The sequence below is a fragment of the Natrinema sp. 1APR25-10V2 genome, from assembly GCF_031626495.1.
Taxonomy (GTDB): Archaea; Halobacteriota; Halobacteria; order Halobacteriales; family Natrialbaceae; genus Natrinema.
This window is the reverse complement of the sequence record NZ_JAMQOJ010000004.1, coordinates 525,672-539,832: the sequence shown is the minus strand read 5'-3', so window position 1 is coordinate 539,832 and position 14,161 is coordinate 525,672. Positions and strand designations below refer to the sequence as shown.

Annotated in this window: 13 protein-coding genes; 10 read left to right on the top strand and 3 right to left on the bottom strand. The window is 64.8% G+C overall.

Annotation, left to right across the window (positions count from 1 at the left end):
* Nucleotides 1–168: 168 nt before the first annotated feature.
* A complete protein-coding gene (locus NDO75_RS15635) occupies nt 169–366 on the bottom strand; it encodes a hypothetical protein (protein ID WP_004215684.1) in 198 nt (65 codons plus the stop codon).
* A gap of 238 nt (nt 367–604) precedes the next feature.
* On the opposite strand from NDO75_RS15635, the gene NDO75_RS15630 reads away from it, so the two are divergent.
* The 3 genes from NDO75_RS15630 (at nt 605) to pheA (ending at nt 3,600) form a co-directional block, all read left to right on the top strand.
* Entirely contained in the window at nt 605–913 is a 309-nt protein-coding gene (locus NDO75_RS15630) for a non-histone chromosomal MC1 family protein (protein WP_310907490.1), read from the top strand.
* A gap of 480 nt (nt 914–1,393) precedes the next feature.
* Nucleotides 1,394–2,698: an MFS transporter gene (locus NDO75_RS15625; protein WP_345784906.1), complete on the top strand. Its 1,305-nt coding sequence runs from the start codon at nt 1,394–1,396 to the stop codon at nt 2,696–2,698.
* 86 nt (nt 2,699–2,784) lie between these two features.
* Nucleotides 2,785–3,600 carry a prephenate dehydratase gene (gene pheA / locus NDO75_RS15620; protein WP_310907487.1) on the top strand — a complete coding sequence of 272 codons (816 nt, stop codon included), beginning with the start codon at nt 2,785–2,787 and terminating at the stop codon, nt 3,598–3,600.
* Between the two features lie 36 nt (nt 3,601–3,636).
* On the opposite strand, the gene NDO75_RS15615 is transcribed toward pheA, so the two are convergent.
* Nucleotides 3,637–3,801: a hypothetical protein gene (locus NDO75_RS15615; protein WP_310907485.1), complete on the bottom strand. Its 165-nt coding sequence runs from the start codon at nt 3,799–3,801 to the stop codon at nt 3,637–3,639.
* Nucleotides 3,802–4,185: 384 nt separating this feature from the next.
* Here NDO75_RS15615 and NDO75_RS15610 point away from each other — a divergent pair, with 384 nt between their 5' ends.
* From NDO75_RS15610 to NDO75_RS15600, 3 genes are all read left to right on the top strand, one after another.
* A complete protein-coding gene (locus tag NDO75_RS15610; RefSeq protein ID WP_310907484.1) occupies nt 4,186–4,641 on the top strand; it encodes a peroxiredoxin in 456 nt (151 codons plus the stop codon).
* 62 nt (nt 4,642–4,703) lie between these two features.
* Entirely contained in the window at nt 4,704–5,123 is a 420-nt protein-coding gene (locus NDO75_RS15605; RefSeq protein WP_310907483.1) for an Hsp20/alpha crystallin family protein, read from the top strand.
* Nucleotides 5,124–5,307: 184 nt separating this feature from the next.
* A complete protein-coding gene (locus NDO75_RS15600) occupies nt 5,308–6,105 on the top strand; it encodes a hypothetical protein (protein ID WP_310907482.1) in 798 nt (265 codons plus the stop codon).
* Nucleotides 6,106–6,127: 22 nt separating this feature from the next.
* Here NDO75_RS15600 and NDO75_RS15595 read toward each other — a convergent pair whose 3' ends face one another.
* Entirely contained in the window at nt 6,128–6,898 is a 771-nt protein-coding gene (locus NDO75_RS15595; RefSeq protein ID WP_310907480.1) for an SDR family oxidoreductase, read from the bottom strand.
* A gap of 159 nt (nt 6,899–7,057) precedes the next feature.
* Between NDO75_RS15595 and leuS the strand changes: the two genes are divergently transcribed.
* The 4 genes from leuS (at nt 7,058) to NDO75_RS15575 (ending at nt 14,012) form a co-directional block, all read left to right on the top strand.
* On the top strand, nt 7,058–9,754 hold the full coding sequence (gene leuS, locus NDO75_RS15590) for a leucine--tRNA ligase (RefSeq protein WP_310907478.1): 2,697 nt from the start codon (nt 7,058–7,060) through the stop codon (nt 9,752–9,754).
* 433 nt (nt 9,755–10,187) lie between these two features.
* Complete coding sequence (locus NDO75_RS15585; protein WP_310907477.1) at nt 10,188–12,356, top strand: methyl-accepting chemotaxis protein; 2,169 nt, start codon at nt 10,188–10,190, stop codon at nt 12,354–12,356.
* Nucleotides 12,353–13,117: a bacteriorhodopsin gene (locus NDO75_RS15580; protein ID WP_310907475.1), complete on the top strand. Its 765-nt coding sequence runs from the start codon at nt 12,353–12,355 to the stop codon at nt 13,115–13,117. The genes NDO75_RS15585 and NDO75_RS15580 overlap by 4 nt, the downstream gene beginning before the upstream one ends.
* 133 nt (nt 13,118–13,250) lie before the next feature.
* Complete coding sequence (locus tag NDO75_RS15575) at nt 13,251–14,012, top strand: DUF2071 domain-containing protein (protein WP_310907474.1); 762 nt, start codon at nt 13,251–13,253, stop codon at nt 14,010–14,012.
* Nucleotides 14,013–14,161: the final 149 nt, after the last annotated feature.

Here is a 14,161-nt window from a genome sequence, read left to right as displayed (position 1 = left end):
TTCCGCGAGCGAGTGAAACGAGCGAGCGGGCCGACGACCGATGTGGAGGGCGCTATGCGCCCGAAACGGAGGGAGGAGTGCTTTTAATCGAAATTTTGCCGAGTGACGAGCAAACGGGAGCGCTAATAACGCTCCCGTTTGCTCAGAACGCAGCGCAAAATTTCGTTGTTAGAACTCGTGTTCGACGTCGTCTTCGTCGGCCTTCTGGATGATTATTTTCCCGTCCCGGACTCGGACGAAGACCTCGTCGCCGATATCCATGCCCGCGACTGCGAGTTCATCCTCGTGGAGGTTGAGGTGGACGTTGTGGTAGTTACCGTCTTCGTCTTTCGCACCGCTTGGACTCAGCTTCTTTTTCCGTACCATCGCGGGATTCTATCCCGAACTTCGCCGTAGGATATACTTAAGTGTTTTCGACGCCACACCAGCTACGCTCGGTTCACGATCATCGATCGACGGGTACGATGCGGAGAACAGATGCTGGATGCAAATACTGCGGGGAAATGGCGTCCGCAACATACTTAAATATACCGACGCAGTCGGTCGATTTGCGGGGATATCTTTATGTCGGACCGTGCGTTGAATTGACACGGAGGCGAAAATCATGGTACGCGAAGACGGTAAACGAAACTTTGCGCTGCGCGAATCGGGCGGTGACGAATCGAGCGTCTTCTCGGGGAACACGCCCCGGCAGGCGGCGCTCAAGGCGGCCAGACGGCTCGAGCCCGGCTCGAGCGAGGACGAGGCGGAACGCGTCGAGCTCAAGCTCCGAGAGAAGGGGACCGACAAGGTTCACATCTACGACGGCTGGGCCTGGGAGGAGACCGCACCGAGCGACAAGCCGGACTGGATGCCGGACGAGATCACGGAAGCGAACGTCTCGAAGAAGGGAATCGAACATCTGGACGAGTAAGTCGCGGTCGCTTTCTCCGGACCGCGATCGGTCGGGTAGGGTGTCGGTCGAGCACCAGGGCGCGATACTGCGTACCGACGAGTAGCCCTCGAGCCCGATTCGCCGTCGCGAACGGGTCACGAGAGCCCGTCGACGACCGAGTCGGACAAACGACGACGGCCGCTGGCTTTGATTTTACATTCAGCGCATAAGAGTCGCAAATCGAACGTTCGGTCGAGAGATAAGGCGCATAATACTGGACGTATTTGTGAGGATGCTACCCCAGAGTGTGGAGGCAGCTAATAATTAGGCTTATACGGGAATCGCGACACCACCTGAGTGAATCATGTGGAAGTACGTCGAAATAATCAGCAGTGTAGTGGGGATAAGTTCCCATAAGAATATGTTTTTCCAAACGTTCGTATCTGCTAATCCGGTTTTGGGACAAAAAGTCGCATGTCCGACAAGCGGACTCAATGGGGGTGAGCAGGCGTGATCAAGATGACCAAGTGGCGGACGTTGATACTGGCGACGATCGGGTTCAACTTCTCGTTCCTGATCTGGTTCTCCTTTGCCCCGTTTACCGGGCCGATGGCCGAGGAGTTCGGGCTGTCGCTCGCCGAGATAGGGATCCTCGCGAGCGCGGCGATCTGGCTCGCGCCGTTCGGTCGAATCCTGACCGGCTGGCTCTCCGACCGGTGGGGCGCGCCGACGGTGTTTGCCATCGTGCTCACCTACGTCGGCGTCTTCTCGGTGGCGTCGGCGTTTGCCCAGTCCTACGCCGTCTTCTTCGTCGAGCGGCTGATCGTCGCGACGGCGGGGATTACCTTCGTTATCGGAATTCAGCACGTTTCCGAGTGGTTCGACGAAGAGCAACTGGGCACCGCCGAAGGGATCTACGCCGGCGTCGGTAACGCCGGCGCTGCAGGTGGCGCGCTCGTTCTCCCGCGCGTGTTCGGAGAGGGGTGGAGCGGGCCGCTGTTCGAGACCAACTGGCGAGCCGCGTTCTTCTACACCGGAATCGTCTCGATCCTGCTCGCGATCGTCTACTACTCCATCGGCGAGGCCGCCAAGTCCGAGGAGCGCCGGCAGGCGACCGCCGAGAGCGCCACGTTCAAACAGTGGATTCACACCGCCACCCGCTACGGGACCGTCGTCCTCGCGCTCGCGTACGTGATGAGCTTCGGCCTCGAGCTCTCGATGAACGGCTGGCTGGCGACCTACTACCGCGAGGGATTCAACACGAACAACCTCGTGCTGGCGAGCACGTTCGCAGCGACGTTCTCGGTCGCGGCCGGCCTGCTGCGTCCGATCGGCGGCTACATGAGCGACCGGCTCGCTCGCAACGAGAGGGACATCTTGCCGATCTTCACGGGGCGATACCGCGAGCAGTGGACGTTCGTAACGCTGTGTGGCATCGTCCTCGCGATGATCGGAATGAGCCTCGCGGGGCTGACCGGTGAGGTGTTGTTGGCCGTCGGGGCCGGCTTCGTCGTCGGAATGAGCTGTGCGTTCGCCGAGGGGGCGATCTTCGCCCAGGTGCCCGCGATGTTCCCCAACAGTTCGGGGAGCGTCGCCGGCGTCGTCGGCGGCGTCGGCACCGTCGGCGGGATCGTCTACCCGCTCGTCTACGCCGCCCCGCTGATGCCGACGCTCCACACCGGTTACTCCGTCGTCGCGGCGACGATGATCCCCATCGCCCTGCTCTGCGCGTGGGTGTTCCAGCCCCACGTCGCGGCCCGCGCGACCGACGACGGCTTCCTCGCCTCGAGCGAGTCCGGAGCCGGACTACCGACCGACGACTGACGGCTGCCGACCGACGCTCGACGTACAGACACCGCGTCCCGCGAAACCCGACGGTCTTTTGACCCGTAGCCTGCTATCGGCGGACAATGGCTGCAGTCACGCTCGGTCCCGAAGGAACCTACTCCCACAGAGCGACGAGTGCCATCGCCGACGACGGCGAGATCGACTTCCGGCAGTCGGTCACGGCGATCGTCGACGCCGTCGCGAGCGGCGAGTACGACCGGGGCGTCATCCCCATCGAGAACAGCATCGAAGGCAGCGTTACCGAGAGTCTCGACGCGCTCGCGGACTACGACGTCGCGGTCGTCCGCGAGATCGTCACCCCGATCAGACACGCCCTCCTCGCCCAGGGGCCGGAGTTCGACACCGTCGCCAGTCACTCGCAGGCGCTGGCGCAGTGTCGCACCTATCTCGAGCGCGAGTACCCCGACGCGACGCTCGAGGCGGTCGCGAGCACGGCCCAGGGCGTCGAGTTCGCACAGGACGACCCGTCGGTCGCGGGCATCGGCCATCCGGCCCTCGGCGGCGAGGACGATCTCGAGGTGCTGGCCGAGGACATCCAGGATCAGGACTCGAACGCGACGCGCTTCTTCGCGATCGCGCCCGCCGACGAGCGCTCGACGGGCGGCGGCAAGACCTCGCTCGTGGTCTACCCGAACTCGAACTACCCCGGCCTGCTGCTCGAGTTGCTCGAACCCTTCGCGGATCGCGACATCAACCTGACCCGCGTCGAGTCGCGTCCGAGCGGGCAGCGGTTGGGCGATTACGTCTTCCACGTCGACTTCGAGGCCGGCCTCTACGAATCGCGAACGCAGGAGGCGATCGAGACACTCGAGGAACTCGCGGAGAACGGCTGGGTCCGGCGGCTGGGATCGTACGACATCGAACACGTCGTCAGCTAACCGCCGGGACGGCACGAGCGGGACGGCCGAGAGCGCTCAGTCGCGCGTCGTTTCGTGTTCGGGACGGAACCACGATTTGATCCGGTCGGCGTAGGCGGCCGCGCCGAGTCCGAGCCCCGCGACGAACGTCAGCAGTGCCGGTCCGAGGACCCACAGGAGGTCCGGGTGTTCTGTACCAGTGTGGAGCACGATCTCTTCCATGCGATCAGGTACGCAGAAGAATCACCATAACACGACCGATGTGTCGGCGCAGACCGGAACCGATCTAGATTTCACTTGCGATCAGGGGAAACGCCCTCCCCGCCCGTTTGCGCTACGGAAGGTCCGGGTGCGAGAATCGAACTACGCGTCTCAGCCTGCACAGGTTGAAGGATAGCCACTACCCCAACCCGGACACACTGCGTCTTACTGCGCTTTCGGCTACCACGGCACTTCTATAATGCGTACTGACTCTCCGCACGCGCTGTAAGTCTGGAACAGATACTCGAAACCGCCCGACGGTCGTCGGCCGAGCGCTCTCTCGAGCCGGCGCGGGGCGCAACGTCGGACCAAAAACTGTTTTCCGCGTCCCGCGGTACGGCGAGTATGTCACTCGATGCCGGCGACGACGCGCCGACCGTGACCGCACCGAACCAGGACGGCGAGGAGGTCAGCCTCGAGTTCGAGGAGCCGACCGTCCTCTACTTCTACCCGAAGGACGATACCCCAGGCTGTACCGTCGAAGCCAACCAGTTCCAGCGCGAGCGCGAAACCTATCGGGACGCCGGCGTCGACGTCTACGGCGTCTCGACCGACGACGTCGACTCTCACCGTTCGTTTTGCGAGTCCGAGGGTCTCGAGTTCGATCTGCTCGCAGATCCCGACGCGGAAATTGCCGACGCGTTCGGCGTCGAACTCCGGGACGGGAAGACCGCGCGGACGACGTTCCTGCTGGCCGACGGCGAGGTGAAGGCGGTCTACGAGGGCGTCGACCCCGACGGGCATGCGCGGGATGTCCTGCTGGACGCACTCGACGACGGCCTCGTGACCCTCCCCGAGTGACGGCCCCTTCTGTCGTTACACTGCGGGCAGAATTTATCCCCTTCGGGAACCTACACGCTGCTATGCGACGCAATCCGTTCAGCGATATCGAGGAGATGCTCGACCGTGTCAGTCGACAAGTCGAGGAGGGAATGACCGCCGGCGGACTCCAGGTTCCCGGATCGGTCCCGATCGACGTCGCCGACACGGGCGACGAGTACGTCGTCACCGCCGACCTACCGGGCTACGAGACCGACGACATCGACCTGACGCTCTCGGAGGGGTCGTTGCGCCTCGAGGCCAACCGAACGGACGAAGAGCAACACGCCGACGGGCGGTATCTCCGACGCGAGCGGACGAAAACGTCGGCGAGCCGCCGGATCCGTCTTCCGGAGCCGGTCGACGAGGAGGCCGTCGCCGCGGGCTTCGAGAACGGCGTACTGACGGTTCGACTACCGAAGGAATCGGACAGCGACGAGACACGGCACATCGACATCGAATAACGACGTCGCTGAGGGCGACGCTCGAGCCCCCGTCCGAATCAGCGATTCGCTATCGGCCGCTGAATCGCCGGCCGAGACGCGACCGGCGCGCGACGAGCGATAGCGATAGTCGGCCGCTGACCAGGGGACATCGAAACCGGAAGGTCTCAGGTATTTATTATGTTTCGATTACACATACTCGTTCATGGTCCAGCTGTTTGCCCTCGTCGTCGCGGCAGGCTTCGTGGTGCTCGGTGCGATTGTACTCTCCGGAGTCGACGGGCTCCGCGGTCAGCAGACGACGATCGACGAACTCGAATCACCGGCTGAGGGCCGTCTCGAGCCGGGAGAAGTAGTGACGGTCAGGGGCCCGGTCTCCGTCGTCGAACCGGCGTCGCCGGAGCGAACCGGACCCGAGTCGAACGGGGACGATTCGGCCGCCCTCTGGGCGTGGCGGCTCCGCCGGAAGGAGGGGACGGGGAACGGCAGTCGATGGCGGACGGTAGACGGCGAGCTCGCGGTCGGCGAGTTCGACGTCGACCACGGCTGGGACCGCGTCGGCGTCGACACCGCGGCGCTCGCGGCCGACGTGGACGACCCCTTCGACTCGTCGCAGTCGTTTCTCGGCGAGCCGGAAACGGAGGCCTATCTCGGCGATCTCGACCCGGTCAATCGCTTCCTCGAGCGGACGGGACTGGCCGGCGAGGGCGGTGCCCTGAGCGATGTGGAGGTCACGATCAGCGTCGGCAGGAAGACCACCATGCCCGACAAATACCAGAGAACAGTCATCCGGGACGGGGACGAACTGGTCGTTCGCGGGGGACTGACCGAGACGGCCGACGGCTACGTCCTCCGGGGCACCGACGAGACGCCGCTGGTGATCGCGACCGACACGCTCGAGACGCAGGAGGATCAGTTGCGCTCGAGAATCCGCATGCAAAAGGCGGTCGGCGGTGTGTTCATCGCGCTCGGCGTGCTCGTCGCGATACTCGGCGTCCGCTGAGGGGGGTCTCGGTCCGTCCCGGTCAGTACCAGGCGCCGCCCGACGAGACGTTGATGTCCTGTCCCGTGACGTGTCTCGAGTCCGAACTCGCGAGGTGGACGGCCAGTTCCGCGACCTCCTCGGGCGGGACCAGATCGTCGATCATGAGACTCTCGAGGACGTCCCCCTCGACCGCCTCGACGGGGACGCCCGCCTCCTCGGCCTGTCGCTCGAAGACGCCTCGGATGCGATCACCCTCGACCGGACCGGGACAGATCGCGTTGACGGTGATGCCGTCGTCGCCGAACTCCGCGGCCATCGCGCGGGTCACGCCGATCAGACCCATCTTCGAGGCGGCGTAGGGCGTCCGGTTGGCGTACGGCCGCTTGCCGCCGATCGAGGAGATGTTGACGACGCTCCCCCGCTCTGATTCGCGAAGGTGGGGAGCCGCCTCACGAGTGACGCGGGCGACGCCGACGACGTTGACGTCGAGGGTCTCGAGCCACTCGTCGTCGGTCGTCTCCTCGAGGGGCGCGGTGGGCCCGGCGATCCCGGCGTTGTTCACGAGACAGTCCAGCCCGCCGAATGTCGCGACCGTTTCGTCGATCGCGTCGGCGACCGATTCGGGGTCGGTCACGTCGGTCTCGACGGCCAGCGTTCGATCGGGCGCACCGATTTCCTCCGCGGTCTCGTAGATACCGTCGCTTCTGGCCGCGAGGACGACGTTCGCCCCCTCGTTTGCGAACGCGACGGCAATTTCGCGGCCCAGTCCCTGACTCGCGCCAGTTACGAAGACGGTGGCGTTAGCTACCATGGCCCGAGATGGGACAAGCCGGGGATAAAAACGCTCGGCTACCGGCATCGTCGGGCGGCGAGCGATCGGACGCGTTCCCTCACGGCGGGGGCGTCGGCCCGGCGGGCTAGTGTATGGAAAGGTATAGGGCGGCGTCCCCGTCTAGAGGTATATAAGCAAATGAGCGACGCGGGATACGACCACGCGGCGGTCGAACGACGGTGGCAGGAGGCGTGGGACGAGTCGAACGCCTATCGAACGCCCGACGGCGTCGACGATCCGACGTACGTCCTCGGGATGTACCCGTACCCGTCGGGCAAGCTCCACATGGGGCACGTCCGAAACTACACGATCACGGACGCGTACGCCCGCTACCGACGGATGCAGGGCGACGACGTCCTCCATCCGATGGGGTGGGACGCGTTCGGGCTCCCCGCCGAGAACGCGGCCAAGGAGCGCGACACGAACCCGCGGGACTGGACGTTCGACTGCATCGAGACGATGAAGGGGCAGATGGAGGCGATGGGCTTTGGCTACGACTGGGACCGGGAAGTCACCACCTGCACGCCCGAATACTACCAGTGGAACCAGTGGCTCTTCGAGCGCTTCTACGAGGAAGGGCTGGTCGAGCGCCGCGACGCCGACGTCAACTGGTGTCCAAACTGCGAGACCGTGCTGGCCGACGAACAGGTCGAGGGCGAGGCCGAACTCTGCTGGCGCTGTGACACGCCCGTCGAACAGCGTGAACTCGACCAGTGGTTCCTGAAGATCACCGAGTACGCCGACGAACTGCTCGAGGCCATCGACGACCTCGAGGGGTGGCCCAACTCGGTGCGCCAGATGCAGCGCAACTGGATCGGCCGCCAGTACGGTAGTGAAGTCGACTTCGAGATCGGCGAGGCGCGTGACGCCTCGAACGGACGCGGCGAGGAGAGCGAGCCGCGGGAGTACGGCGCTGTGACTGCGTTCACCACCCGCCTCGACACCATCTACGGCGCGACGTTCTTCGCACTCGCACCGGATCATCCGATCAGCGAGCAGTTGGCCGAAGAAGACGACGAGATCCACGAGTTCGTCCATCACGAGGCCGACCCCGACGGTGACGAACCCAACGGGGTCGAGACGGACCTAACCGCCACGAATCCCGCGACGGGCGACGAGATCCCGGTCTACGTCGCCGACTTCGTCCTCTCGGACGTCGGGACGGGCGCGTTGATGGCCGTTCCCGGCCACGACGAGCGCGACCACGCGTTCGCCGAAAAGCACGATATCGACATCGAGCCGGTCATCGCTCCCGAACCCGAGGACGGCGAGGAGCCCGAAGCGCCCGACGTGGACGAGGCAGCGTTCACCGACGACGGCGTCCTGATCAACTGCGGCGAGTACAGCGGCCTCGACAGCGAAACGGCCCGCGAACGGCTGACCCAGGACATCGAGAGCGCCGAAGAAGCCACGCAGTACCAGCTCCGCGACTGGGGCATCTCCCGGCAGCGCTACTGGGGGACCCCGATCCCGGTCGTCCACTGTGACGACTGTGGCCCCGTGACGGTCCCCGCGGAGGACCTGCCCGTCGAGCTCCCCGAGTTCATCAACACGACCGGCAACCCCCTCGATGCGGCCGAGGAGTGGAAGCAGACGAGCTGTCCGGAGTGTGGCGGCGACGCGACCCGCGAGACCGACACGATGGACACCTTCGTCGACTCCTCGTGGTACTTCCTGCGGTACGTCTCGCCGGGTCTCGAGGACGCCCCGTTCGACCGCGAGCGGGCCAACGACTGGATGCCCGTCGACCAGTACGTCGGCGGCATCGAACACGCCGTGATGCACCTGCTCTACTCCCGGTTCTTCACGAAGGTGCTGGCCGACCACGAGGGGCTCGAGCACCGCGAACCGTTCACCAACCTGCTCGCCCAGGGGATGGTCCAACTCGAGGGCGAGAAGATGTCCAAGTCGAAGGGCAACGTCGTCTCACCCCAGCGGATCGTCGAGGAGTACGGGGCCGACACCGCGCGGCTGTTCATGATGCAGGCCGCCCAGCCCGAACGCGACTTCGACTGGAGCGAGGAGGGTGTCCGTTCGACGTACGCCTTCCTCGACCGACTGAAGGGAATGGTCGAGAACTACGTGACGGACGAACCGGCCGGCGACGACGACGCGATCGCGAGCTACGTCGACGCGGAGATCGACGCGGCGATCGCCATTGCCAGCGAGGAGTACGACGACCTGACGTTCAACAAGGCGCTGCGCGAGACGCAAGACCTTGTCCGGACGCTGCGGCAGTACGCCGACTACACCGAGCCACACGCCGAGACCTACGAGCGCGGGCTGTCGACCGTCGTCCGCCTGCTCGCACCGGTCGCACCCCACCTGGCCGAGGAGCTGTACGACGAGCTCGGTGGCGACGGCTTCGTCGCCGAGGCCGAGTGGCCGACCGCCGAGATCGACCGCGACCGAGTCGCCAAGCGTCGCCGGCTGGTCGAGAACACGCGCGAGGACATCCGCGACATCGTCGAGGTGGCCGGCATCGAGGACCCCCAGCGGATCGACGTCGTCGTCGCCCCCGACTGGAAGTACGACGCCCTCGAGATCGCGATCGAGAGCGACGCTGACAACCTGATTGGCGAACTGATGGGGGAAGCCCACATCCGCGAACAGGGCGACGCCGCGGCCGACTACGGGCAAGACCTGCAGGCCGAGCGCGAGGCGCTGTCGATGACGCTCGACCCCGACGAGGAGCACGCCGCGCTCGAGTCGGCAGCGTGGTTGATCGAACGCGAGTTCGAAGCGCCGGTGCACGTCGTTCGCGCCGACGAGGCCGAGGCGGACGTGCTTGCGAACGCCGAACCCGGCCGGCCGGCGATCGAAATCGACGATTGAGACGTTTGCAGCGCTCGACTCGTCGTCGACACACCGTCCATACCATTTTCACGTACTGTTTCAGCTCTCACAACGATCGAGATAGTCGTTTTCATCGCCGAATTCCGTCGTATTCCGTTGGCAGCGAAGTCAGCCCGTTACCATTATGCTAAAACTGAATTTCTGTTTATCTCATATAATTTTCCATAGAATTATATCGGTCCGTGACTGGCTGTATCCGACATTCAAAAGAGATAATGAATGACTGACTCACCAAACAATCAATTCGACCGATACATTCAATGGGGAGGGGGAAACAGCAATTGGGAAGGTAGAGAGCAGCACTGCGTTGCTCGAACAATGTGACAATATGGCACTCGAGGACACTATCCCTGATCGGCTCAGAGAAACGTACAGTGTAAAGATCGGATTGATTTTCGTATTAGTCGCGGTGATGACGCTCCTCGTCGGCGCGCTCTTTCTCGGTCACGTCTCGGGTTCGGTCGGCCCGGCCGCAGCGGATCACTTCAGCGACCGGACCGACGACCGCAGCGACGTCGCCGCGGTCTGGCTCGAAACGACCGGCGAGACAGCGGCTGGCCTCGCCGCAGACCCGACCCTCCAGAGCGGGACGACCGACGAAATCGAAACCGAACTCGCGACGACTCGATCCGCTCGCGAGGGGCGGATCGCAGCGATACACTACATAGGCGAAGATGGGACCGTTCTCGCGAGCAGCGACGACGGAGCAACCGGGGAGAACTTCTTCGAGACGGCCGGGGTCGACGGGGCGACGAACGGGCCGAGTACTGCCCATCAGGGTTTAGCGACTAACGATTCGGTCCTCTCGTTCGTCACGAGCGTCGAGCGCGACGGCGGTGGCCAGCGGTACGTAGCCGTCTCCACCCCCGTCGACGCGTTCGCGTCAGTTCTCGAGACGGAGGGCGCACGAACGATCGTCACCGACGCCGACGGTGGGACGATCGCAGCGGTCGGCGACGAAGCGTCGGTCGGCGACGCTGCCGTCCTCGCCGCCGCCTCGCCGTCCAACGAGGGCGTCGTGACCGGGACCCCCGATGGAACCGACACGGAGTATGCGGCGACGGCGGCACCGATCGACGTCGGCGAGACGTCGCTGACGGTTACGACCTACGACACCGAAGCGGCTGTCTACGCGCCGCAAAACACCGCGTCGGCGTCGGTGATTGCGATGCTGCTGGTCTTCTTCCTCCATCTCGGACTCGTCGGGGTCGTCCTCGGCGGCAACATCTCGCTGAGCCTCCGTCGGCTCGCGAACAAGGCCGAACGGATGGGGAACGGCGATCTCGAGGTCGATCTCGAGACCGATCGGATGGACGAGGTCGGTATCCTCTACACGTCGTTCGCTTCGATGCGCGACTCGCTCAAAGAGACGCTGTCCGATCTGGAGGACCAACGCGAGCGCGCCCGCGAGGCCCAGCAGCGGACCGAGCAGCGCAACCGAGAGCTCGAGGCCGAGGCCGAACGCTACAGCGACGTCATGGCGGCGTGCGCTGACGGCGACTTGGAGCAGCGCCTCGAGCCGGAGACGGACCACGAGGCGATGGTCTCGATCGCCGAGGCGTTCAACGAAATGATCGCCGACCTCGAGTCGGCGGTCGCTCAGGTCAAGACGATCTCCGCCGAGGTCGCCCGGACGAGCACCGAAGTCCAGACCAGCTCCGACGAGATCCGTCGGGCGAGCCAGGAGGTCAGCTCCTCGGTGCAAGAGATTTCGGACGGGTCCGCGAAACAGGCCGAGGACCTCACGGTGGCGACGACCGAAGTCAAGGAGATGTCCGCGACCGTCGAGGAGGTCGCGGCCGCGACGAGCAACATCGCAGAGCAGTCCAATCAGGTCGACGCACTGGCGACCGAAGGCCGGCAGGAGGTCGAGGAGACGACCGCGGAGATGCACGCGGCCAGCGACCAGACGGAAGCCGTCGCCGAGACCATCCGATCGCTCGATCAGGAGGCCGAACAGATCCAGGAAATCGTCGAGCTGATCGACGAGATCGCCGGCCAGACGAACATGCTCGCACTGAACGCGGCCATCGAGTCCGCGCGATCGGAGAGCGCCTCGAGCGAGAGCGGCGGGTTCCAGGCCGTCGCCGACGAAGTCAAGGAACTCGCAGCACAGACGCAGGCGGCAGTCGATGACGTCGAGACCATGATCGAATCGATCCAACAGCGGGCGACCGAAAGCGCAACGCAGATTCAGGAAGCAGAAGCGACGATCGGCTCCGCGACCGGCCGGGTCGACGACCTCTCACTGAAGTTAGACCGGATCGCGACGGAGATCGAACAAGTGGCCGCCGGCGTCGAGGAGATCGACCAGGCGACCGACGAACAGGCCGGTTCCGCCGAGGAGCTGGCGACGATCGTCCAGGACGTCGCGAGCGTCGCCGACGAGACGACCTCGCAGGCCCAGCAGGTCGCCGCGGCGGCCGAGGAGACGACCGCGACGATCAGCGACGTGTCGGCCGAAGCGACGCGGCTCGACGAGCGGGCGGCGGCTCTCGCCGACGCCGTCGACGAGTTCTCCGTTTCGGGGGCGGCGGATCCGACTGCGGCCGCAGCCGGACAGGGGGGTGAGCGCCGATGATCCCCGAACTCCAGCTCTACCGGTATGCCTTCTACGTGCTGGTGGCTGCGACCGTCGGGTTCCTCGTCTGGGTCAGTCGAATGCCGACGGGCAAGCGCCGGTACTACCTCCCGGTGCCGATCATCTGCGGGACGCTCGCGCTCGGCTACTTCGGGATGTCGGCGGAGCTGTTGACCGCCACGGCGGCCAACGGCCAACCGATGCCGATGAGCCGCTACGTCGACTACTTCATCACGACGCCGGTCATGATCGCCATCGCCGGCCTCGTCGCCGGCGCGAGCAGACGACAACAGGTCGCGATGTTCGTCTTCGGTCTGGGCTGGATTGGAGCGACGGTCGTCGGCTACTTCCTCGAGCCGCCGCTGGATTCGGTGAGCACCCTCGTGACGCTCGCGAGCCTCGTCGTGCTCATCTATCTGATGGTGGGACCGGTCACGAAACGGTCCGGCAAGCAAGGCGGCGAGCGCGTCCTCCTCTACGGAAAGCTCAGGAACCTGCTCATCCTGATCTGGGTGTTCTATCTGGTCCTCGGCATCGCCTCGCGGCAGAACCTGGGGTTGCTCGACGCGTTCAGCGGGGTCTTCCTGGGCGTCTACATCGACGTTCTCACCCGCGTCGGGTTCGGGGTGTTGGTGCTCCGTGCGACCGATGCCACCGACCAGGTAATCGAGCAGCTCCAATCGAGCGGATCGGGCGACGACGGCTCGGGCGGCGTCACTCTCGAGAAGTCCGACGATCCAGCCGTCGATCCGGCCGACTGACAGCGGTCGTCACTCCCTGCTGCGAGCGCGCGATCGTGGCAGACAACCGACAACCACCGGATCTGACAGCTGGCTATCTGATTTATACGTCAGTACGTCGTAGGGGTGTCCACAGTACCTGTTGGTTCTGAGGATGAACGCACAACGTACGGATCCGTTTCGATGGAGATTCGCGGGGGGGTCGGCGTCGAAAACACCACACATCGCCTCGATGACGTGGCGCGACGGATTGTTTGCTCACTGGCCGGTCGATCCCGACGAGCTTCGACCACACGTTCCGGGTCAGTTGAACCTCGAGACTCGAGACGGACACGCCTGGCTGAGCGTACTCCCGTTCGTACTCACGAACGTCGGGATCCGCGGGACGCCGTCGATTACCAGACTGGCGTTTCCCGAACTCGCCGTCCGGACGTACGTTCGCTATCGGGACGAGCCGGGCCTGTTTTTCTTCAGCATCGACGTCGGCAGTTCGCTGGTCGCGACGACCCTGAGCCGGACGGCCGGGCTGCCGGTCTACGACGCGACCATGCGAGTCGGCGCGACCGAAGAGAACCACGTCGCTTTCTCGAGCGAGCGACGACGCTCGGACGGCGAGACACCCGCCCGGTTCGCAGCGACCTACCGTCCCGACGGCGACGTGTTCACCGCCGAGCCGAACTCGCTCGCGTACTGGCTCACCGCTCGCCGACGGATCTACGCGCCGACCGCGAGCGACGTCCTGACCGGCGAACTCGCACACGACCCGTGGCCGCTCCAGCCGGCAGTCGCGACGATCCACGAGAATACGATGCTCGAGGCCAACGGTCTGCCGACGCCGGCCGGCGAACCGGTGTTCCACTACGTCGACGAAATGTCGATGACTGGCTCGATTCCGCGGCGACTGTCCCGCGGGTGAGTCACGGGCGACCTGCAAACGGATCGCGGCTGGAGAACGACAAACAGGCGCGACTCCGATACGGGAGATCACTGCTCTCGCCGACGCGAGGAGAGTTCGCCGTCGAGTTCGACTCGAAGAACGGCATCGACGGGGGCGTTCGTTTCCCG

Excerpts from the sequence above, each read along its gene's own strand:
- NDO75_RS15585 (WP_310907477.1), top strand. The coding sequence starts at position 10,188 with ATGACGCTCCTCGTCGGCGCGCTCTTTCTCGGTCACGTCTCGGGTTCG.
- leuS (WP_310907478.1), top strand. The coding sequence starts at position 7,058 with ATGAGCGACGCGGGATACGACCACGCGGCGGTCGAACGACGGTGGCAG.
- NDO75_RS15575 (WP_310907474.1), top strand. The coding sequence starts at position 13,251 with ATGAACGCACAACGTACGGATCCGTTTCGATGGAGATTCGCGGGGGGG.
- NDO75_RS15615 (WP_310907485.1), bottom strand. The coding sequence starts at position 3,801 with ATGGAAGAGATCGTGCTCCACACTGGTACAGAACACCCGGACCTCCTG.
- NDO75_RS15625 (WP_345784906.1), top strand. The coding sequence starts at position 1,394 with ATGACCAAGTGGCGGACGTTGATACTGGCGACGATCGGGTTCAACTTC.
- NDO75_RS15630 (WP_310907490.1), top strand. The coding sequence starts at position 605 with ATGGTACGCGAAGACGGTAAACGAAACTTTGCGCTGCGCGAATCGGGC.
- NDO75_RS15610 (WP_310907484.1), top strand. The coding sequence starts at position 4,186 with ATGTCACTCGATGCCGGCGACGACGCGCCGACCGTGACCGCACCGAAC.
- pheA (WP_310907487.1), top strand. The coding sequence starts at position 2,785 with ATGGCTGCAGTCACGCTCGGTCCCGAAGGAACCTACTCCCACAGAGCG.
- NDO75_RS15595 (WP_310907480.1), bottom strand. The coding sequence starts at position 6,898 with ATGGTAGCTAACGCCACCGTCTTCGTAACTGGCGCGAGTCAGGGACTG.
- NDO75_RS15605 (WP_310907483.1), top strand. The coding sequence starts at position 4,704 with ATGCGACGCAATCCGTTCAGCGATATCGAGGAGATGCTCGACCGTGTC.
- NDO75_RS15600 (WP_310907482.1), top strand. The coding sequence starts at position 5,308 with ATGGTCCAGCTGTTTGCCCTCGTCGTCGCGGCAGGCTTCGTGGTGCTC.
- NDO75_RS15635 (WP_004215684.1), bottom strand. The coding sequence starts at position 366 with ATGGTACGGAAAAAGAAGCTGAGTCCAAGCGGTGCGAAAGACGAAGAC.
- NDO75_RS15580 (WP_310907475.1), top strand. The coding sequence starts at position 12,353 with ATGATCCCCGAACTCCAGCTCTACCGGTATGCCTTCTACGTGCTGGTG.